Here is an 18,290-nt window from a genome sequence, read left to right on the forward strand (position 1 = left end):
GGTCAGGCTCTGTAGGCGAGGGTCGCTTCGAGCGCGGCCTTGAACATGTCCGGCGTCAGTAAGCCGGTGTTGGTGTTCAGCCGGCTGCAATGGTAGCTGTCCATCAGCACCACGCCCGAAGGCAGCTTGTGCGCCACGCCGTGGCCGAAGCGATACTTGGGCAGCTTGCCGCCGACCGCCTTGATCGCGGCCTGGTGTGCGGTTTCGCCCAAAGCCACCACCACTTTCAAGGCGGGCAGTGCGGCCAGTTGTTCTGCGAGGAATGACCGGCAGTTATGCTTTTCCGCCGTCTCTGGCAGGTTGCCGGGCGGGGCGCAGGCCACCGCGTTGGTGATGAACAGGCCGGGCGCATCCCAGCCATCGGGCGTTTCGGTGGCCAGGCCCAGTTCGGCCAGCATGCCAAACAGCATCTTGCCGGCTTCATCACCGTGGAAGGGCTTGCCGGTGCGGTTGGCGCCCTTCAGGCCGGGCGCGAGACCGACGATGGCGAGCCAAGCCGAGGCATCACCAAGCGGCGGCACTGGGGCGTTCCACCAGCCGGAATGGCGCGCCATCTGCTCGGTGCGATAGGCGGCCAGGCGCGGGCACAAGGCGCAATCCTTTGGCGGGGTTCCGGGGTGCAGGGTCTCGTCAGTCATCACCCATGCCTGTAGGGGCTCAGGATAATATGGCAATCATACTTGTCGCGCTGGGATCGAACCGCTGCCACGGCCGCCATGGCCGGCCGGCGGGCGTGGTGCGCGCAGCGCTGGTGGCATTGGCGGGGCTGGGCCTGGTGGAGCGCGTATCGCCCATCTTCGCGACGGCTCCGATCGGCCCGGGCAGCCGCCGTTATGCCAATGCGGTGGCGGCTTTGGAGTGGGGTGGCAGCCTGCCTGATCTTCTGCGTGCGCTGAAAGATATCGAGCGGGACTTTGGCCGCAGGCGCGGACAACGCTGGGGTGATCGGGTGCTGGATCTCGATATTCTTGCCGCCGGCGCTACTCAACTGCGTCTGCCCGCTCTTGCCGTGCCGCACCCGCGCCTTGCTGAACGGCGTTTCGTGCTTGATCCTCTGGTGATGGTCGCACCCGATTGGCGGCATCCGGTGACAGGGCATAGTGCAAGACAGTTGCACGCCCGCGCGCTTCGCCCTAAAGGCCTGCCCCGCGCCTGATGCGCGCCCAATGCTGCCAGCGGCTTTTGGGGGTCCTTAGCTCAATCGGTTAGAGCGCCCGCCTTTTAAGCGGTAGGTTTCGGGTTCAAGTCCCGAAGGACCCACCAAGCCGCAGTACGGCTTGGTGGCTGTGGGAGGCGCAAACGCCAGAGCTCGCGCAAGGCCGGCCGCGCCCGTCACGACCGCGCCTTGCCAACCTGCAGCCCCCATCGCACTGTCCGAACAGGGGGAACCAGCCATGCCATTATCCGATTACAGCCTCACCGATTTCACCGCCGGCCCGTACACCCGCCCCGTTTATCGCCGCGGCAGCGGCCCCGCCGTGATCGTTATCCACGAAGTTCCCGCCCTGCACACGCTGGTGATCGAATTCGCCGACCGGCTGGCGGCATCGGGCATGACGGTGATCTGCCCCAGCCTGTTCGGCACGCCCGGTTCGGTGCCCACGAAATCCGCGGCGGCCAAGCAGTTGTTCCTCAACATCTGCATAAGGCGGGAGTTTTCGGCCTGGAACGATGGCCGCTCCAGCCCGATTGTCGATTGGCTGCGGGCGCTGGCCAAGCAGGCGCATGCAGAATGCGGCGGGCCGGGCGTGGGGGCGGTGGGCATGTGCTTCGCCGGCGGTTTTGCGCTGGCGATGATGACGGAACCCAGCGTCATCGCCCCGGTCCTGAGCCAGCCCAGCCTGCCCATCCGCGGCGCCAAGACTGGCGGCATCGATGCGACCCCGGCCGAGATCGCCTGCGCGCGGGCGCGGTTCGAGAAGGAGGATCTGTCGCTCCTTGCGCTGCGCTACCGGTCTGATGCGCTGGTGCCCGATGCCCGCTTCCGCCGTTATGAGCGCGAGTTCCCCGGTCGGGTCGAAACCATCGAACTGGCTGATGAACATGCCCGAAGCGGCACCGGCATGGCCCCGCACAGCGTGCTGACCGTGCATCTGCCCGATGATGGCCCCGGCAAGGCGGCGGAAACCCGGGTGATTGGCTTTCTGCGACAGCGACTTGGGATTGGTGACGCTGTGCCCTCTTGATTGCCAGCGCAACTGCGGCCACATCGCTGTTGCACTGCAACTACAGGAATTTTCCCATGTCTGCCGCCTCTATTGCCGCTCTGGCTGCCTCTGTCGCTACCATGACGGCCACCACCGCCGCCGCCCAACAGGCAGTGCTGCCCGGGGGCACCAGGGTAACCGAGGTCAAGGCCGGTAGCGGCGCCCTTGCCGAACCGGGCCGTGCCGTGGCGGTGCATTACACCGGCTGGCTTTATGTGGACGGCGGTAAGGGCGCGAAATTCGATTCCTCACGCGATCGTGGCCAGCCCTTCATCTTCACGCTGGGCCTGGGCGAAGTGATCATGGGCTGGGATGAAGGCGTGGCCGGCATGAAGGTTGGCGGCCAGCGTACGCTGATCGTGCCGCCGGAAGCCGGCTATGGCGAGCGCGGTGCCGGCGGCGTGATCCCGCCCGGCGCGACGCTGATGTTCGACGTTGAACTGCTGGCGGTGCAATAATGGCTTCCGCAGCACCGGCTGATCTGGCCATCACTCCGCGCAACCTGCGCTTTGGTCGCGATGAAGTGCGCGGCCGCTGGTGGCTGGGCGGCGATGCTGTTGCCACTGCCTGGCACAATTCGCTTTCGGCCAGTTTCCCGGCCGGCGAAGCCTTTTTCATCGAAACCGTGCGGCGGTTCCGGGATCAGGTGCCAGCGGAGCTTGCCGCGCAGATCGACCAATTCGTGAAACAGGAAGCCCATCACACTCGCGAGCATGTTGCCTTCAACCGGCAGGTGACGGGTGCCGGCTACGACATCGCCGCCATCGACAAGCGCATCGCCGATAGCCTGGTGCAGGCGCGCACCACGCATCCGGTCGCTCAACTTCTGGTGACGGTGAGCCTGGAGCATTTCACCGCCATCTTCGCCCACGCCATGCTGGCGCGCGCCGGCCAGCAGTTCGACGGCGCGTCGGCTGAAACCCGCGCGATGTGGATCTGGCACGCCATCGAAGAGATTGAGCACAAGGGGGTTGCCTTCGATACCTACATGCACATCACCCGCAGCCTGAAGCCGGCGAAACGCTGGGCGATCCGCAGCCTGGTATTCTTCCGCGTCTCGCGCAATTTCATCGCGAACCGGGTGAATGATGCGCTGGCCCTGCTGGCGCAAGACGGCATCACCGGATGGCGGGCCAAGGCGCGGCTGTGGTGGTATCTGCTGGGCACGCCCGGCGTACTGCGCCAGGTGGCGCTGCCATGGGCCAGCTATTTCCGCCCCGGTTTCCATCCGTGGGATCATGATGATCGCGCGCTGATCGCTGCATACGAAACGGCGCCGACGCCAGTTCCGGCCTGATCCGCAGGCATGGCAACCATCCCCGCCCATATCGCTTCACTGCCCGGTATGCCGGTGCTGGTGCTGCAGGGTGGCGGCGCGATGGGCAGCTATCAGGCGGGCGTGTTCGCGGCGCTGGATGAGGCCGGATACTGCCCAGAGGTCGTTGCCGGTATTTCCATTGGTGCGATCAACGGGGCGCTGATCGCCGGTAATCCGCCCGAACGCCGTCGCGAACGACTGATGACGTTCTGGGAACGCATCACCGGCAGCCCGGCCCTGAGCTGGGTGGCCAGCGATGTGGGCGGTAACCAGCAGGCCGAAGGCTTGCGCCACCAGTGGGCCGCAGCGGCAACTGCGCTCGCGGGCGCGCCAGGCTTTTTCCGGCCGCGCTGGCCTTGGCTGCCCAATTGGTGGCCAGGGCAGGTCGCACTTTATGACACCGGCGCGTTGAAGGCGACGCTGGAGGAACTGGTCGATTGGGATCTGCTCAACAGCGGTGCGGTGCGGTTTGCGGTTGGTGCGGTCAATGTCGAAACCGGCAACTTCACCTATTTCTGCTCTGAACAGCAGCGGCTGGACGTGCGCCACGTGATGGCTTCGGGCGCATTGCCGCCGGGGCTGCCACCGGTGGAGATCGATGGCCAATTGTGGTGGGATGGTGGCCTTGTTTCCAACACGCCGCTCGATCATGTGCTCGATCACGACGATGATGATGATCTCACCATCTTCCAGGTCGATCTGTTCCCGGCCCGGGGCGCGCGGCCCAACACGTTGGAGGAGGTGGAGGAGCGTGCCGCCGATATCCGCTTTTCCAGCCGCACCCGTTTCACCACCGATGCCCAGGCGCGGCTGAACGCTCCGCGCCGGGCCTGGGCGCGGCTGGCGGCCAAGCTGCCACCCGAACTGCGCGAGAGTGCCGAAGCCCAGTTGCTGGACAGGCTGGCGCGGGGCCGCCGGGCGGTGGTGGCCCAACTCGTCTATCGCGATCAGCCATGGCAGGGCACCGCCAAGGGCCGTGAATTCAGCCGTGCCACCATGATGATGCACTGGCGTCATGGCGAGGCCGACGTGGCCGCCATGCTGGAGCGCGGCGGTTGGGCCAAGCTGCCCGACGGGCCGGGTGTGTGGAGCTTTGACGCCACCGCGCAGCCCTGAATCTGCGGCCTCTTTGCCGCCGCCATATTTCTGATACGCTCACCCCTGCGCGGCGATGTGCTGTGCGGGAACGAGGCTGGCGCCACGCAGCGACTGGCCCGCACCGGGGGAGAACGTGCATGGGCGCTTGTGATCATGTCGATCTGAATGGCTTCATAGCAGGGGTGAAACGGCGCAATCCGGGCCAGGATGAATTCGTGCAGGCCGTCACCGAAGTGGCGGAGGATATCTTTGACTTCATTGGCGACAAACCGAAATATCACGAAGCCCAGATCCTGCGCCGCATCGCCGAGCCTGATCGTGTTGTGTCGTTCCGGGTGTGCTGGGAGGATGACAACAACAATATTCGCGTGCAGCGCGGCTGGCGGGTGCAGAACAACAACGCCATCGGCCCCTACAAGGGCGGCATCCGGTTTCACCCATCGGTCACCGAGAGCGTGCTGAAGTTCCTGGCGTTCGAGCAGACCTTCAAGAATGCGCTCACCGGCCTGCCGATGGGTGGCGGCAAGGGCGGTTCCAACTTCAACCCCAAGGGCAAGAGCGTGAATGAAATCATGCGCTTCTGCCAGAGCTTCATGACCGAGCTGTATCGCCACATCGGCGCCGATGTTGACGTGCCGGCCGGCGATATCGGCGTGGGCGGCCGCGAGATCGGCTTCATGTTTGGGCAGTACAAGCGCATCACCAACCATTTCACCGGCGTGCTCACCGGCAAGGGGCTGGAATGGGGAGGCAGCCTGATCCGCACCGAGGCCACCGGCTATGGCGCGGTCTATTTCCTGCAGAACATGCTGAAATCAAAAGGCATGGACGTGGCCGGCAAGACCGCGGTGATCTCCGGCTCCGGCAACGTGGCGACGCACGCCGCCGAAAAGATCGTGCAGCTGGGCGGCAAGGTGCTCACCCTGTCAGACAGTGAGGGCTTCATTCACGATCCCGATGGCATCACCCAGGAAAAGATCGACTGGGTGAAAACCCACAAGACCCACCGCCGCGGCCGCATTTCGGAATATGCGACGGAGTTCAAGGGCTCCACCTTCCACGGTGGCGGCGCCCGGCCGTGGGGCGTGCCCTGCGATCTGGCGCTGCCCTGCGCCACCCAGAATGAACTCAATGGCGCGGAGGCGAAACTGCTGCTGCAAAATGGCTGCATCGCCGTGGCCGAAGGCGCCAACATGCCCACCGATCTGGATGGCGTGCACATCTTCAAGGCAGCGCGCATCCTCTACGCCCCCGGCAAGGCGTCCAACGCTGGCGGGGTTGCCGTGTCTGGCCTTGAAATGAGCCAGAATTCCGCGCGCATGAGTTGGAAGGAAGAGGAACTGCAGGCGATGCTGAAGGACATTATGTCCGGCATCCATGATCGCTGCCTGGAATATGGCCGCTCCGCCGATGGCCACACCGATTATGTGAAGGGTGCCAACATCGCCGGTTTCAAGAAGGTCGCCGATGCGATGCTGGCCTTCGGCGTGGTCTGATGGCTGGCATCATCGATCGCCGCATCTGCGCCGAAATCGACGGCTCGTTCGTGCTGTTCCTGATCGGGATCCGCATCAACCGCTTGTGGAAAGTGGGCAGCTGGGGGCCGACGTTCAGCGCGATGGGGCCGATGATCGCCGAACTGTCGCGAAAGCCAGAACTTGGCCTGCTGCACAACCGCACCCACTTCGGCTTTCCCGCCACGATGCTGGTGCAATATTGGCGCAGCCTCGATCATCTGCAGGCCTTTGCGACGTCGCGCGATCAGCTGCACCTGCCGGCGTGGACGCGCTTCAACAAGGCGGTGGGCAGCAACGGCGATGTCGGCATCTGGCACGAGACTTATCTGATCGAGCCGGGCCAGTATGAGAATGTCTACAACAACATGCCGGCCTATGGCCTGGCAGCGGCGGGCACGATCCACGATGCCATCGGCCCGCGCGCCCGTGCCGATGGCCGCCGCGAGGCACAGATTTCAGGAGTGTGAGCGATGACCAAGGCCTCTGATCTGCTGGTGCAATGCCTTGAGGCTGAGGGCTGCGAATATGTGTTCGGCGTGCCCGGCGAGGAGAATCTGGATTTTCTCGACAGCCTGCAACGATCGACCAAGATCCGCCTGATTCTGACCCGCCACGAACAGGGCGCCGGCTTCATGGCCGCCACCTATGGCCGCCATACCGGCAAGGCGGGCGTGTGCCTCGCCACGCTCGGGCCAGGCGCGACCAATTTCGTCACCGCGGCGGCCTATGCCTTTCTGGGCGGCATGCCGATGCTGATGATCACCGGCCAGAAACCCATCAAGAAATCGAAGCAGGGCCGGTTCCAGATCCTCGATGTGGTCGACATGATGCGGCCGATCACCAAATACACCCACCAATTGGCCAGCGCCGACAATATCCCGGCCCGCACCCGCGAAGCCTTCCGGCTGGCGCAGGAGGAGAAGCCCGGTGCCACCCATCTGGAGCTGCCGGAGGATATCGCCCATGATCCCACCGATGCCGTGCCCTTCAAGCCAAGCTATGCCCGCCGGCCGCTGGCGGATTCAAAGGCCGTGTTGGCCGCCGTGCGCGCCATCGAGGCGGCGAAATCGCCGATCTTGGTGATCGGTGCCGGCGCCAACCGCACGATGACCAGCAAGATGCTGCTGGAACTTATTGAAAAGACAGGCATTCCGTTCCTGACAACGCAATTGGGCAAGGGCGTGATCGACGAACGCCACCCGCAGTTCCTCGGTTGCGCGGCGCTTTCGGCCGGGGATTTCGTCCATGCTGCGATTCGCCGGGCGGACGTGATCGTCAATATCGGTCACGATGTGATTGAAAAACCGCCCTTCTTCATGGCGGGCGATGCGACCACCGTGATCCACATGAGTTTCCGTTCGGCGGAGGTGGACCCGGTCTATTATCCGCAAATCGAGGTGATCGGCGATATCGCCAATGCGGTGTGGCAGTTGAAAGAGGCGATCCGTGTCCAGCCGCACTGGGATTTTGCTGCCATGCTGGCTGCGCGTGCCGCCGAAGTGGCCCACCGTGACGCCGCGGTGGCGGATTCGCGCTTCCCGATCTACCCGCAGTATCTGGTGAGCGAGATCAGGAAGGTGATGCCGGACGATGGCATCATCGCGCTCGACAATGGCGTCTACAAGATCTGGTTCGCCCGCAACTACACCGCCTATCACCCCAACACCGTGCTGCTTGATAACGCGCTGGCCACGATGGGTGCCGGCCTGCCCAGCGCGATGGCGTCGAACATGGTCTATCCGGATCGCAAGGTGATGGCGATCTGCGGCGACGGCGGCTTCATGATGAACAGCCAGGAGATGGAGACCGCGGTTCGCCTCGGCCTCAACCTCACCGTGCTGATCCTCAACGACGGCAGCTACGGCATGATCCGCTGGAAACAGGCCAACATGGGCTTCAAGGATTGGGGCCTGGAATATGGCAATCCGGATTTCGTCAAATATGCCGAATCCTATGGCGCCCACGGCCACCGGGTGACCAGTGCGGAGATGCTCCCAGGCCTGATGGCGCATTGCCTGAACACGCCGGGCGTCCACCTGATCGATTGCCCGGTGGATTATAGCGACAACGACCGCATATTGAACAAGGACATCAAGGAACTGAGCGCCAAGCTGTAATGGCCTGGAAAACTTCCCTGCGTAACAACACCCCGTTGACCGCTCTGCCGCCACTGGGCACGGCAGATCAATGGAGCCCGCGCCGCACCCGCCCGAACCTGCCCGCCCATTGGGCCGGGTGTGGCTGGTGGCCAACCGCGCCAGCCGTTCCACCGATGAAGGCCGTATCGCCGCGTTGGAGGCGGCCTTGCAGTCAGCTGGCGCAACCATCGCCGGCAGCAGCAATTTCCCGCTTGAGCCAGCTCCGGAAGCTGCCGATTTGGCCGGCATCGACACGCTGGTGGTCATGGGCGGCGATGGCACGCTGGGCGCGGCCAGTGCGGCGGCCAAGGGCTGGGATGGCCAGTTTCTTGCCATACCAGGCGGCACCATGAACTTGTTGTCCAAGGCGCTGCACGGCGACGCCAGCCTTGAGGCCATCGTGGCGGTGGCCGGGCAGGGGGTGCTTGCCCATGCGCCGGTGGTGCGCGCCGCTGGTCACACCAGTTACTGCCGGATCATCATCGGGCCGCTCACCCGCTGGGCACTGGCGCGGGAAAATGCCCGCCATGGCCGCATCTGGCGGGTGTTGCAGGCGGTGCGGTTGTCGCTGGCGCGGGGGTTTTTGGGCGGGGTGAAGGTGGCCGGTCAGCCCGGCCGCAACCCCGGTGTGCTGGTGATGCCGGGCGATCAGGGCCTGGAAGTGGCGCTGTTTTCCGGCCGCGGGCTGGCCGATGCGATGGCAGTGGCAGTGAACTGGCTGCTGAATGATTGGCGCGCCGCTGCCAGCGTGACGGCGTTCACGGCGCCTGAATTGGTGGTGGGCCGCCGTCGCACGGTGCGATGCCTGTTCGATGGCGAGCTGCGCCGCCTGCCGCCGCCCGTCCGCTTCGTGCCTGGCTGGTCCGATCTGCGCTACATCCGCACCTTGGCCTAGCCGGCCAACTTGCGTGCCTCTGCGAAGAAACTTTCGATTCGCGCCGGCGTCGCATCGCGGATGGTGCCAACCACTTTCATGTGCGTCACCTTCAGGCCGACGAAATCCAGGATCTGCCTGCGCAGCACATTCAGCCAGCCGTTGCGATAGCCCAGCCACAGATACCAGGGCGGTGTATCGGCGGTGATCAGCACGCGGGCGGTGCGGCCTTCAAAAAGCTTTTTGGGGAAATGCCCGTCGCCTTCATAGGCAAAGGCGATGCCGGGCAGGAAAACACGGTCGATCAGGCCCTTCAGTTTGGCCGGCGCAGCGCCCCACCACAGCGGGTGCACCAGGATGAGCGTGTCGCACCAACGCACGGCATCAAGAAATAACTGCAGGTCAGGCTCATGGTCTTGCCGTTGCTTGTAGCCGTGGGCGAGATTGGGATCGAACTGCATTGCCGACAGGTGCAGCAGCTTCACCTCTGCGCCGCGCGCCCGCGCCGTTTCGGCGGCGGCAGAGGCCAGCGCGCTGCACAGGGATGTGCCGTCGGGGTGACCATCCAGCACCAGCACGCGCGAACTTGGGGCGGCCATCATCGATCCTTTTGAAATTGCCCGGGGTCTCTACCAGCGTTCCGCGGCGGCGTCGTCGATGCCTTTTGCCTCAACCCAGCGCGTCGTGCCGTCGGCCCATTCCTCGCGCTTCCAGAACGGGGCCTTGGTTTTCAGCCAGTCCATCAGGAACTGCGCGGCGGCGAAGGCGTGGGCGCGGTGGGGGGAGGCGGTGACGACCAGCACGATGCTATCGCCGGGCAAGAGGCGCCCGTGGCGGTGGATGATGGTGCCAATGGTATCGGGCCAGCGGCCGGCGGCATCGGCGGCGATGGCCTGCATCTGGGCCAGCGTCATTGCCGGATAATGTTCAAGGGTCAGGGCAACAAGGCCCTCATCGGCGCGCACCAGCCCGATGAAAGCGACAGCGGCGCCGAGATCGGTGCGGCCGGCCAGCAGCGCGGTCTGTACGATGGCGGAGTCGAAGGGCTCGCTCTGGAGCCGCGCGGCAATCATCCGCCTGTCACCGGCGGGAAGATGGCAATTTCGCGCGGGTTGTTCAGCGGCGTGGCGGCGGTGGCGAAGGCCTGATCCACGGCGATGCGGATCCGGCTGCGATCGGCCAGGGCGGCGGCATGGCCGGGGCTGCGGGCGGCGAGCCAATCGAGCAGGGCGGCAACCGTGGTGAGTTCGGTGGGCAGGGTGATCGTCTCGCTGTCCGTGCCCACCATCTCGCGCACCCAGGCAAAATACAGCAAGTGCACCATCACATGTGCTTCAGGCCGACACGCAGATAATCATAGCCGGTGATGAGCGTGAGGATGGCGGCGATCCAAAGCGTGACAAGCCCGATGATCTCGGCTGGCAGCCAGGGCAGGATCGGCACTGCGCCAACCAGGATCAGCGCCCCCAGTGCCACCAGTTGGGCCGTGGTCTTCCACTTGGCGAGCTGGCTGACGGGCACCGAGACCTGCACCCCGGCCAGATATTCGCGCAGGCCCGAAACGAACATCTCCCGAAGCAGGATGATCAGGCCGGCAATCACGCTCCACCCATGCAATATCTGGGCATCGACCAGCATCAGGATGACGGCGGCCACCATGATCTTGTCCGCAATCGGATCAAGAAACTGGCCGATTTTCGAGACCGTGCCCCACGACCGCGCCAGATAGCCATCGAAATAATCCGTTATCGCCGCCAGCGTGTAGAGCCCGAACGCTGCCAGCCATTCCCAAGGGTTGGGCCCCCACATCAAGGCAACAAGGCCGGGCACCGCGAGGATGCGCGACAGGGTGAGCAGATTGGGGAGGCTGGACAACACCCGCCCTTCATAGGCAATCCAGCGCCAAGTGCAAAGTTACCGAAAGGCTTGCTCATGAAGGTTTCTGATGCCGTGCTGTCGCGCCGTTCGGTGCGGGGCTTTTTGCCGACGCCAGTCGGTGGTGACGTGATCCGCCGGGTGGTGGAAAAGGCGGCGTGGGCGCCATCGGGCGGCAATCTCCAGCCCTGGCATATCGATGTGGTCGGCGGCGAGAAGCTGGACGAATTGAAGCGCATCATGTTGGGCAAGCTGATGGGCGGCGGCGGCATGGAGCCGACAGAATATGATATCTATCCCAAGGAACTGCCGGAACCGCACAACAGCTACCGTTTTGCGGTCGGGGAGGAACTCTACAGCCGGCTCGGCATCCCGCGGGAAGACAAGGCCGGGCGCCGCATGTGGTTCGCGCGCAATTTCCAGTTCTTCGGCGCACCCGTCGCGCTGTTCTGCAGTGTGGACCGCCGCATGGGGCCGCCGCAGTGGAGCGACCTTGGCATGTATCTGCAAACGCTGATGCTGCTGCTGAAGGAAGAGGGGCTGGATTCGTGCCCGCAGGAATGTTGGGCGATCTATCCCAAGACCATCGGGGAGTTCATCGGCATCCCGCCCGAACGCATGTTGTTCACCGGCATGGCGATCGGTTTCATCGATCCGGACGACAAGGCCAATCTCGCCCGTCCAAGCCGCGCCCCGATGAGCGACTGGGCGGCCTTCCACGGGATTTGAGGTTCTGCCCCGTGCCAGTCGATCCAACTAAGCTTTCTGAAGAGCAACTTCTTCGTCTCCTTCTGAATTGCATCAAGAAATCGATTGTTGATGGCGACCCTGCAGCCAAGGAAATGGCCGAAAGTTGCATTGCCGTCATGGACGCGCGCTCTGCTGGCTCGGTAGGGGAACCAGTGTTGCGGCGCGTCGGTTATCGGGCAGGGGCACAGGGCCTTCGCTGGCATGACCGAAAGTTCTTGCTCGACTACATTCTGGAACAACCGCTGCCAGTCCGTGCACATTGGTCGGGCGATTGGGGGCAGCCAGGTTCACGTCAGCGATACGCTAAATTGCGCAAGACATTGTTGCTTTATGTGCAGCGTTTTGGTGGTGTCCCCGAAATGTTGCATGCGGAAACCAATTGGCAGCACGATGCGGAATATGTGCGCAAGTGCTGGCAACAGAAAACAAAAATTCAGTAATTGCTTGGGCTTCTCGTTACGCTTCCCTGGGCCCGATCCCCATCAGCTTGCGGGTGCGGGCGATGAAATCGCTGTTGTCGCCGCCGTCCTTCACCGGCGAAACGTCTGGCACCTTCAACCCGCGCTGTACGGCGGGGCGGGCCGCAATTGCGTCGACCCAGCGGGACAGGTGCGGTAAGGGCGCCAGGTCCACCCCGGTCCAACTCGCGGTGCGCACCCAGCAGAAATGCGCGATGTCGGCGATGCTGTATGCGCCGGCCAGATAGTCGCGATCCGCCAGCCGGGCATCGAGAATGGTGAAAAGCCGCTTCACCTCGCCCAGGTAACGCGCCTGCACCGCCGGCAGTTTTTCCGGCCAATAATGGCCGAACAGATTGGCCTGGCCCATCATCGGCCCCAGCCCACCAACCTGCAGCATCAGCCATTGCAGGGCTTCGGAGCGGCCACGCGGATCGGCGGGCAGCAACTGGCCGGATTTTTCTGCCAGCCAGACGAGGATGGCACCCGATTCCATCACGGCGAAATCATCGTCGATCAGGCATGGCACCTTGCCGTTGGGGTTCAATTTCAGGAACTCGGCCCGCTTCTGCTCGCCCTTGGTCAGATCGAGCGGCTGCACGGTATAGCCCAGGCCCATCTCCTCCAGCGCGATGGAAACCTTGTAGCCATCGGGCGTGGGCGCGGTGAAGAGGATCAGGCTCATGGACGCAGCCTACGCGGCTAACCGTTCGGGTGGAAGTGCTGCCAGATCGCCAGCGCCATCTGGCTGGAAATGCCGGGCGCGCGTTCCAGATCCTCCAGCGTGGCACCCTTCACGGCGCGGCTGGTGCCGAAGTGCATCAGCAGCGCCTTCTTGCGGGCCGGGCCGATGCCGGGCACTTCGTCGAGCGGGCTTTGCGTGATGGATTTGGCGCGCTTCGCCCGGTGCGCGCCGATTGCAAACCTGTGCGCCTCGTCGCGCAGGCGCTGCAGGAAGAACATCACCGGGGCATTTGGCGGCAGCGTGAACTCACGGCCCGACGGCAGATAGAAGGTCTCGCGGCCGGCGTTGCGGTCAGGTCCCTTGGCGACGCCGACGATCGGCACATCCACGCCCAGCTCAGCCAATGCGCTCATCACCGCCGAAACCTGGCCCTTGCCACCGTCGATCAGGCACAGATCGGGCCATGTGCCGCTCTCGCGGTCAGGGTCTTCGGCTTCCAGCCGGGCAAAGCGCCGGTGCAGCATCGCCTTCATCATGGCGAAATCGTCGCCCGGCGTGATGCTTTCATCCTTCATGTTGAACTTGCGATACTGGCCCTTCTGGAAACCGTCCGGCCCGGCGACGACCACGGCGCCCAGCGCATTCGTGCCCTGGATATGGCTGTTGTCGTAAATCTCGATTCGCGCCGGCGGGGCATCGAGTTCGAAGATCTCCGCCAGTTCCCGCAGCAGCTTGCCCTGCGTCGTCGTTTCGGCGCGGCGGCGCTGGATGGCTTCCTCGGCATTGCGCTGCGCCTGTTCCACCAGCTTCCTTGCCGGCCCGCGCTGGGCGTGGCGCAGGCTGACCTTGCGCCCGGCCTTCACGCTGAGCGCCAGCGCCAGCAGTTCCGCTTCCGGCAATGTCCGATCGAGCAACAGTTCGCGCGGCGGCGGCAGCTCCTCGTACAGCTGGGCGAGGAAGCTCTGGAGCACTTCGGCCTCATCCACGCCTTCGGTGTGGCCGGGGAAGAAGCTGCGGTGGCCCCAGTTCTGGCCGCCGCGGATGAAGAAGATCTGCACGCACATGGCGCCGCCATCGGTGGCCATGGCGATCACGTCGGCTTCACTGGTGGTGCCTTCGGCGTTGATGGCCTGGCTGCCCTGAATGAAGGTCAGCGCTTTCAGCCGGTCACGCAGCACCGCCGCTGTCTCGAAGTCCATGGCTTCCGCCGCCGATTGCATCGCCTCGGCCAGCTTCTTCTGCGCCTCTTGCGTGCGGCCCGACAGGAAGCCCTTGGCGTCCTCCACCAGCTCTGCGTAGCCGACGTCATCGATGCGGCCCACACACGGCGCCGAGCAGCGCTTGATCTGGTAGAGCAGGCAGGGCCGCGAACGATTGGCGAAGAAGCTGTCCGTACAGCTCCTGAGCAGGAACACCTTCTGCAGCGCGTTCAGCGTGGCATTCACCGCGCCGGCGCTGGCGAACGGGCCATAATAGCTGCCCTTGGCCGCCCGCGCGCCGCGATGCTTGGAAATGCGAGGGAAGTCATGATCTTCGCGCAGCAGGATGAAGGGGAAACTCTTGTCGTCGCGCAGCAGCACGTTGTACGCCGGGCGATAGCGCTTGATCAGCTGGGCTTCCAGCAACAGCGCTTCGGCTTCGCTGTTGGTGGTCACGATCTCCATGGCGCGGGTCTGCGCCACCATGCGCTGCAAGCGGCGGGGCAGGCGGGTGACCTGGGTATAGTTGGTCACCCGCTGCTTCAGCGTGCGCGCCTTGCCAACATAGAGCACATCGCCACTGGCATCGAGCATGCGATAGACGCCGGGCTTCAGTGGCAGGGTTTTCACCACGCGGCGGATGGTGGCGACACCCAGATCAAGATCAGGCGCCTCCGTGCCGCGCACCGTGTAGGTCTGCGCTTCCTCGGAAAAACGGTCGGGGGTGTCGGTCATGCTGTGCAGCCGATAGCCGCGGCGGGCCTGTCATGGCAAATGCCCACAAGGCTGCTATCGATCAGGTCATGTCGATTCTACGCTTCTTCGCCGGCCTCCTGGCCCTTGCCCTGTCTGCCTGCGCGTCGAACACCCCGCCGCCGGCAACCGCCGCCGCCGTGAAACGGCCCGCGCATCCGGTCATCCTCATCTCCGTCGATGGCCTGCGCGCCGATTATCTGCGCCGCGGGGTGAGCCCCAACATCACGGCGCTGGCAGCGCGCGGTGTCACTACCAACGCGATGCGACCAAGCTTCCCGTCGCTCACCTTCCCCAATCACTATACGCTGGTGACAGGCCTGCGCCCGGATCGCCACGGCGTCGTCAACAACAATATGCGGGACGCCGAGCTTGGCGCCTTTTCGATGGGGATCCGCAGCGCGGTGGAGGATGGCCGCTGGTGGAACGATGCCGAACCGATCTGGGTGACCGCTGAACAGGCCGGCATCCCCACCGCCACCATGTTCTGGCCGGGCAGCGAAGCGGCGGTGCGCGGTGTGCGCCCGTATCGCTGGCTGAAGTTCGATGGCGACATGCCGGAAGCGGCGCGAGTCGATCAGTTGCTGGCCTGGCTGGATGAACGGTCCCAAGAACGGCCAAGCCTTGGCTTTGCCACGCTCTATTTCGACACTGTTGATCACGATGGCCATGAATTTGGTCCGGATTCGCCGCAGGTGAACACGGCACTGGCCCGGGTTGATGCCCAGATCGGCCGGCTGCTGGCTGGCCTGCAGCAGCGCGGTATCGAAGCCAACATCGTGCTGGTGGCCGATCATGGCATGGCTCAGGTGAGCAATGATCGCCGTATCCTGCTCGATGCGCTGCTCGATCCGGCCTCGGTGCAACTCGTGGCCGGCGGCGCCATCGCCAGCCTGAACCCGCAGCCGGGGCAAGAGGTGGCCGTGAAGGCTGCCCTGCTGCGGCCGCACCCGCACATGGCCTGCCACGAAAAGGCCAATCTGCCCGCCCGTCTGCATTATGGCCGCCACCGCCGGGTACCGGCGATCATCTGCATTGCCGAAGCCGGCTGGATGATCTGGCAGTCGGCGCCGCCGGCCAGCCAGACGCAGCGGCCGCTGGGCGGTATGCACGGCTATGATCCAGCCCATCCCGATATGGCCGCGAGCTTCGTCGCCGCCGGGCCGGCCTTCCGCGCCGGGGTGGTCCTGCCGCCGTTCGACAATGTCGATGTCCACCCGCTGCTGCTGCGCCTGCTCGGCCTGCCGGCGATGGCAACCGACGGCGACGGCAAAGTGCTGGCAAAGGCCCTGCGCTGAACTGCACGTTGCGCAGCCGCCCGCAAAGGCTTATGCGGCGCCCATCATGACGGGCCTGCCTAAACGAACAGCCATCATCACCGGTGGTGCCAAGCGCATTGGCGGCGCCATCACGCGTGCACTCGCCGCCGATGGCTGGCATGTGCTGATCCATTGCAACCAGAGCCGTGCCGAAGCCGAAGCATTGGCCACCGAGCTTGGAAATGCCAGCGTGGTCGCGGCCGATCTGGCCAATCCGGCTGCGGCGGACATCATCATGGCTGCCTGCGCCAGCCTGCCGCCGGCCCGACTGCTGGTGAACAGCGCCAGCCGTTTCGTTTATGACCGGATCGAGGATTTCAGCCCCGCCGATTTCGACATCCACATGGCGGTGAACCTGCGCGCGCCGGCGCTGCTCAGCCGCGCCTTTGCCGCCGGGTTGCCCGATACGCTCGATGATCCGGCACTGGTGGTCAACTTGCTCGATGCCAAGCTGGCCAGCCTCAACCCGGATTACTTCACCTACACCTTGTCCAAGATCGGATTCGAGGGGCTGACCGAGCTGACCGCGCGCTCCTATGCGCCGCGCTTGCGTTGTGTGGGCATTGCGCCGGCGGTGACGCTGGTATCGGGGCCACAGACGCGCGAAAATTTCGAAGCCGTGCACGGGCTCAACCCGCTGGGCCGCGGCGTGACGGTGGATGATATCGTCACCGCGCTGCGCTTCATCATCGTCACCCCCACCTTCAACGCGCAAACCATCGTCCTGGATGGTGGGCAGCGCCTGCTCGGCCTGCCCCGCGACGTTGCCCACATGGTAGAAAAATGATGCCCGATAACGTGCCGCCGCCCACCTTCATCGAACCGATGGCGCCCGGCATGGTGCCGCGTCATCTGGCGATCCGCTCCCGCAAGCTGTTTCTGCAGGATTTCGATCTGCCAGTGGATATCGGCTTCCACGCCTTTGAAGTCGGCAGTCCGCAAACGCTGCGCCTGAATATCGAAGTGTGGGTGGATGCCGATCATTTTCCGCGCTGCGACACGGTCGCCGAAGCCTGGGACTATGACTTCCTGCGCAATGCCGTGCTTGGCCTGGTGGAGGGTCGTCGCTTCAACCTGCAGGAAACCGTGGCGCACGCCATTTACGATATGGTGGCCGCGCGCGCCGGCGTGGTGGGCCTGCGCGTTTCGACGCGCAAGCCGGACGTCTATCCGGATTGCGAAGCTGTCGGCGTGGAGCTGTCCAGCTTCTAGTTGGTCTTGCCGCAGGGGCCCAGGCTGGCCAGCGCATCGCGCCAGTCCTTGGCCAGCGCCGGATCAGCGCCGCCGGCTGAGGCGGGCAGGCGGGCGGGGAGGAAGCAGGCCAGGCGGTACCAGAGCAGGGTGCCCGGCCGCACCCGCTCAGCTGATTCGTCGATGATGTCGCCGCGCGCCACCAGCACCCGCTGCACCTCGCCGGGCCGATTCTGCACCACCAGGGTCGCGGGCTTGCCATCGGTCGTGGCAAGGAAGAACTGGCTCTCGCTTTCACCCGGCAGCGTGCCATCGGCGCGAAAGCCATTGGAAACGCTGCGGATAATCGGCACCTTGCCGGATCGCTGCTCGGCCACGACGGCGCGCACCGTGTCAGCCAGCGCCGAATCCCATGGCTGCTGGGCGCGGCGCGAGATCAGCCTGGTGCTGCCGGTTTCTTTCATCGAATCAAGAAAGGCCAATATATCCAGGCCCTTGGCCTGAGGTGCCCGCCCGCGCGAATCCAGCGGGGCATCCCACAGATATTGCAAGGTGCCGCCCAAAGCGCCGGGAGCAACCAGCACATTGGACACGCTGGCGGTCACCAACAGCCGTGCCCGGCCGGCCGCGACATCAGGTGCAGCCTTGCCAGAAAGTCGGGTGGCGCGGGTGATGGTGGCACGCACAATCACCGGGGCAGCCAGGGTCAGTTCGGCGGTATCGGCAAAGCCTGCAAGGCGGTCGTTCGGGATCGTTGTTGGGGCCGGTGCCTGTGCAGCAGCCGGCGCAATAATTACCAGAATCAGGCAGATGGTCAGAATCGAACGTGTCATGGCCGTCATCGTACGGGCGAGCGGCCCGTGCCGGCAACCCGCTGTAGGGTCACACGGCCATCCCAGGCAAAATGG

22 protein-coding genes and 1 tRNA gene are annotated in these 18,290 nt (G+C 64.6%); 15 read left to right on the forward strand and 8 right to left on the reverse strand.

Annotation, left to right across the window (positions count from 1 at the left end):
* Window positions 1–2: 2 nt before the first annotated feature.
* A complete protein-coding gene (locus G566_RS0100110) occupies window positions 3–638 on the reverse strand; it encodes a uracil-DNA glycosylase (protein ID WP_022678649.1) in 636 nt (211 codons plus the stop codon).
* A 29-nt stretch (window positions 639–667) separates the two neighbouring features.
* On the opposite strand from G566_RS0100110, the gene folK reads away from it, so the two are divergent.
* The 10 genes from folK to G566_RS14520 all read left to right on the forward strand — a co-directional run bounded on the left by folK (window position 668) and on the right by G566_RS14520 (window position 9,173).
* Window positions 668–1,156 (forward strand): 2-amino-4-hydroxy-6-hydroxymethyldihydropteridine diphosphokinase, encoded by a 489-nt coding sequence (folK, locus tag G566_RS0100115; protein WP_022678650.1) that lies wholly within the window; start codon window positions 668–670, stop codon window positions 1,154–1,156.
* A gap of 30 nt (window positions 1,157–1,186) precedes the next feature.
* Window positions 1,187–1,263, forward strand: a tRNA-Lys gene (locus G566_RS0100120).
* Window positions 1,264–1,394: 131 nt separating this feature from the next.
* Complete coding sequence (locus G566_RS0100125; RefSeq protein ID WP_022678651.1) at window positions 1,395–2,186, forward strand: dienelactone hydrolase family protein; 792 nt, start codon at window positions 1,395–1,397, stop codon at window positions 2,184–2,186.
* A gap of 56 nt (window positions 2,187–2,242) precedes the next feature.
* Entirely contained in the window at window positions 2,243–2,665 is a 423-nt protein-coding gene (locus tag G566_RS0100130) for an FKBP-type peptidyl-prolyl cis-trans isomerase (protein ID WP_029131052.1), read from the forward strand.
* Window positions 2,665–3,504, forward strand: a complete 840-nt coding sequence (locus G566_RS12945) for a metal-dependent hydrolase (RefSeq protein ID WP_022678653.1) — start codon at window positions 2,665–2,667, stop codon at window positions 3,502–3,504. Before G566_RS0100130 ends, G566_RS12945 begins: the two co-directional genes overlap by 1 nt.
* A gap of 9 nt (window positions 3,505–3,513) precedes the next feature.
* On the forward strand, window positions 3,514–4,641 hold the full coding sequence (locus G566_RS12950) for a patatin-like phospholipase family protein (RefSeq protein WP_084706702.1): 1,128 nt from the start codon (window positions 3,514–3,516) through the stop codon (window positions 4,639–4,641).
* Window positions 4,642–4,760: 119 nt separating this feature from the next.
* The gene (gene gdhA, locus G566_RS0100145) at window positions 4,761–6,119 is read left to right on the forward strand and encodes an NADP-specific glutamate dehydrogenase (RefSeq protein WP_022678655.1); all 1,359 of its coding nucleotides are present in this window, start codon (window positions 4,761–4,763) and stop codon (window positions 6,117–6,119) included.
* Window positions 6,119–6,607, forward strand: coding sequence for a DUF4188 domain-containing protein (locus G566_RS0100150; protein ID WP_022678656.1), 489 nt, complete (start codon window positions 6,119–6,121; stop codon window positions 6,605–6,607). The genes gdhA and G566_RS0100150 overlap by 1 nt, the downstream gene beginning before the upstream one ends.
* A gap of 3 nt (window positions 6,608–6,610) precedes the next feature.
* Window positions 6,611–8,257, forward strand: coding sequence for an acetolactate synthase large subunit (locus G566_RS0100155; protein WP_022678657.1), 1,647 nt, complete (start codon window positions 6,611–6,613; stop codon window positions 8,255–8,257).
* Window positions 8,258–8,327: 70 nt separating this feature from the next.
* The gene (locus G566_RS14520) at window positions 8,328–9,173 is read left to right on the forward strand and encodes a diacylglycerol/lipid kinase family protein (RefSeq protein WP_022678658.1); all 846 of its coding nucleotides are present in this window, start codon (window positions 8,328–8,330) and stop codon (window positions 9,171–9,173) included.
* Here G566_RS14520 and G566_RS0100165 read toward each other — a convergent pair.
* The 4 genes from G566_RS0100165 to pgsA are packed head-to-tail and all read right to left on the reverse strand — an operon-like array spanning window position 9,170 to window position 11,027.
* Window positions 9,170–9,754 (reverse strand): NAD(P)H-dependent oxidoreductase, encoded by a 585-nt coding sequence (locus tag G566_RS0100165; protein WP_022678659.1) that lies wholly within the window; start codon window positions 9,752–9,754, stop codon window positions 9,170–9,172. The two genes, G566_RS14520 and G566_RS0100165, sit on opposite strands and share 4 nt — an antisense overlap.
* A 27-nt stretch (window positions 9,755–9,781) precedes the next feature.
* On the reverse strand, window positions 9,782–10,225 hold the full coding sequence (locus G566_RS0100170) for a molybdenum cofactor biosynthesis protein MoaE (protein ID WP_022678660.1): 444 nt from the start codon (window positions 10,223–10,225) through the stop codon (window positions 9,782–9,784).
* Entirely contained in the window at window positions 10,222–10,476 is a 255-nt protein-coding gene (moaD, locus tag G566_RS0100175; RefSeq protein ID WP_022678661.1) for a molybdopterin converting factor subunit 1, read from the reverse strand. Before moaD ends, G566_RS0100170 begins: the two co-directional genes overlap by 4 nt.
* A complete protein-coding gene (gene pgsA / locus G566_RS0100180) occupies window positions 10,476–11,027 on the reverse strand; it encodes a CDP-diacylglycerol--glycerol-3-phosphate 3-phosphatidyltransferase (protein WP_029131054.1) in 552 nt (183 codons plus the stop codon). Before pgsA ends, moaD begins: the two co-directional genes overlap by 1 nt.
* Before the next feature lie 57 nt (window positions 11,028–11,084).
* On the opposite strand from pgsA, the gene G566_RS0100185 reads away from it, so the two are divergent.
* Both G566_RS0100185 and G566_RS15220 read left to right on the forward strand, forming a co-directional pair.
* On the forward strand, window positions 11,085–11,756 hold the full coding sequence (locus G566_RS0100185; protein ID WP_022678663.1) for a nitroreductase: 672 nt from the start codon (window positions 11,085–11,087) through the stop codon (window positions 11,754–11,756).
* An 11-nt stretch (window positions 11,757–11,767) separates the two neighbouring features.
* Window positions 11,768–12,217 carry a hypothetical protein gene (locus tag G566_RS15220; RefSeq protein WP_156874370.1) on the forward strand — a complete coding sequence of 150 codons (450 nt, stop codon included), beginning with the start codon at window positions 11,768–11,770 and terminating at the stop codon, window positions 12,215–12,217.
* Window positions 12,218–12,233: 16 nt separating this feature from the next.
* Here the strand turns inward: G566_RS15220 and G566_RS0100195 are convergent, their stop codons facing one another.
* The gene (locus G566_RS0100195; protein WP_022678665.1) at window positions 12,234–12,920 is read right to left on the reverse strand and encodes a glutathione S-transferase family protein; all 687 of its coding nucleotides are present in this window, start codon (window positions 12,918–12,920) and stop codon (window positions 12,234–12,236) included.
* Window positions 12,921–12,937: 17 nt separating this feature from the next.
* Window positions 12,938–14,854, reverse strand: a complete 1,917-nt coding sequence (uvrC, locus tag G566_RS0100200) for an excinuclease ABC subunit UvrC (RefSeq protein ID WP_022678666.1) — start codon at window positions 14,852–14,854, stop codon at window positions 12,938–12,940.
* A 68-nt stretch (window positions 14,855–14,922) separates the two neighbouring features.
* Between uvrC and G566_RS0100205 the strand changes: the two genes are divergently transcribed.
* The 3 genes from G566_RS0100205 to G566_RS0100215 are packed head-to-tail and all read left to right on the forward strand — an operon-like array spanning window position 14,923 to window position 17,403.
* Entirely contained in the window at window positions 14,923–16,170 is a 1,248-nt protein-coding gene (locus tag G566_RS0100205; RefSeq protein WP_243442378.1) for an alkaline phosphatase family protein, read from the forward strand.
* A 46-nt stretch (window positions 16,171–16,216) separates the two neighbouring features.
* Entirely contained in the window at window positions 16,217–16,978 is a 762-nt protein-coding gene (locus tag G566_RS0100210) for an SDR family oxidoreductase (RefSeq protein WP_022678668.1), read from the forward strand.
* Window positions 16,975–17,403 carry a dihydroneopterin aldolase gene (locus tag G566_RS0100215; RefSeq protein WP_022678669.1) on the forward strand — a complete coding sequence of 143 codons (429 nt, stop codon included), beginning with the start codon at window positions 16,975–16,977 and terminating at the stop codon, window positions 17,401–17,403. Before G566_RS0100210 ends, G566_RS0100215 begins: the two co-directional genes overlap by 4 nt.
* On the opposite strand, the gene G566_RS12960 is transcribed toward G566_RS0100215, so the two are convergent.
* Window positions 17,400–18,215, reverse strand: coding sequence for a hypothetical protein (locus G566_RS12960; RefSeq protein WP_156874371.1), 816 nt, complete (start codon window positions 18,213–18,215; stop codon window positions 17,400–17,402). The two genes, G566_RS0100215 and G566_RS12960, sit on opposite strands and share 4 nt — an antisense overlap.
* Between the last annotated feature and the right edge of the window lie 75 nt (window positions 18,216–18,290).

Origin of the sequence: Sandarakinorhabdus limnophila DSM 17366 (genome assembly GCF_000420765.1) — a bacterium.
Taxonomy (GTDB): Bacteria; Pseudomonadota; Alphaproteobacteria; order Sphingomonadales; family Sphingomonadaceae; genus Sandarakinorhabdus; species Sandarakinorhabdus limnophila.

What these genes read in the sequence shown, in the direction of transcription:
- G566_RS0100110 (WP_022678649.1), bottom strand. Translation starts at nt 638, where the DNA reads ATGACTGACGAGACCCTGCACCCCGGAACCCCGCCAAAGGATTGCGCC.
- folK (WP_022678650.1), top strand. Translation starts at nt 668, where the DNA reads ATGGCAATCATACTTGTCGCGCTGGGATCGAACCGCTGCCACGGCCGC.
- G566_RS0100125 (WP_022678651.1), top strand. Translation starts at nt 1,395, where the DNA reads ATGCCATTATCCGATTACAGCCTCACCGATTTCACCGCCGGCCCGTAC.
- G566_RS0100130 (WP_029131052.1), top strand. Translation starts at nt 2,243, where the DNA reads ATGTCTGCCGCCTCTATTGCCGCTCTGGCTGCCTCTGTCGCTACCATG.
- G566_RS12945 (WP_022678653.1), top strand. Translation starts at nt 2,665, where the DNA reads ATGGCTTCCGCAGCACCGGCTGATCTGGCCATCACTCCGCGCAACCTG.
- G566_RS12950 (WP_084706702.1), top strand. Translation starts at nt 3,514, where the DNA reads ATGGCAACCATCCCCGCCCATATCGCTTCACTGCCCGGTATGCCGGTG.
- gdhA (WP_022678655.1), top strand. Translation starts at nt 4,761, where the DNA reads ATGGGCGCTTGTGATCATGTCGATCTGAATGGCTTCATAGCAGGGGTG.
- G566_RS0100150 (WP_022678656.1), top strand. Translation starts at nt 6,119, where the DNA reads ATGGCTGGCATCATCGATCGCCGCATCTGCGCCGAAATCGACGGCTCG.
- G566_RS0100155 (WP_022678657.1), top strand. Translation starts at nt 6,611, where the DNA reads ATGACCAAGGCCTCTGATCTGCTGGTGCAATGCCTTGAGGCTGAGGGC.
- G566_RS14520 (WP_022678658.1), top strand. Translation starts at nt 8,328, where the DNA reads ATGGAGCCCGCGCCGCACCCGCCCGAACCTGCCCGCCCATTGGGCCGG.
- G566_RS0100165 (WP_022678659.1), bottom strand. Translation starts at nt 9,754, where the DNA reads ATGATGGCCGCCCCAAGTTCGCGCGTGCTGGTGCTGGATGGTCACCCC.
- G566_RS0100170 (WP_022678660.1), bottom strand. Translation starts at nt 10,225, where the DNA reads ATGATTGCCGCGCGGCTCCAGAGCGAGCCCTTCGACTCCGCCATCGTA.
- moaD (WP_022678661.1), bottom strand. Translation starts at nt 10,476, where the DNA reads ATGGTGCACTTGCTGTATTTTGCCTGGGTGCGCGAGATGGTGGGCACG.
- G566_RS0100185 (WP_022678663.1), top strand. Translation starts at nt 11,085, where the DNA reads ATGAAGGTTTCTGATGCCGTGCTGTCGCGCCGTTCGGTGCGGGGCTTT.
- G566_RS0100195 (WP_022678665.1), bottom strand. Translation starts at nt 12,920, where the DNA reads ATGAGCCTGATCCTCTTCACCGCGCCCACGCCCGATGGCTACAAGGTT.
- uvrC (WP_022678666.1), bottom strand. Translation starts at nt 14,854, where the DNA reads ATGACCGACACCCCCGACCGTTTTTCCGAGGAAGCGCAGACCTACACG.
- G566_RS0100205 (WP_243442378.1), top strand. Translation starts at nt 14,923, where the DNA reads ATGTCGATTCTACGCTTCTTCGCCGGCCTCCTGGCCCTTGCCCTGTCT.
- G566_RS0100210 (WP_022678668.1), top strand. Translation starts at nt 16,217, where the DNA reads ATGACGGGCCTGCCTAAACGAACAGCCATCATCACCGGTGGTGCCAAG.
- G566_RS0100215 (WP_022678669.1), top strand. Translation starts at nt 16,975, where the DNA reads ATGATGCCCGATAACGTGCCGCCGCCCACCTTCATCGAACCGATGGCG.
- G566_RS12960 (WP_156874371.1), bottom strand. Translation starts at nt 18,215, where the DNA reads ATGACACGTTCGATTCTGACCATCTGCCTGATTCTGGTAATTATTGCG.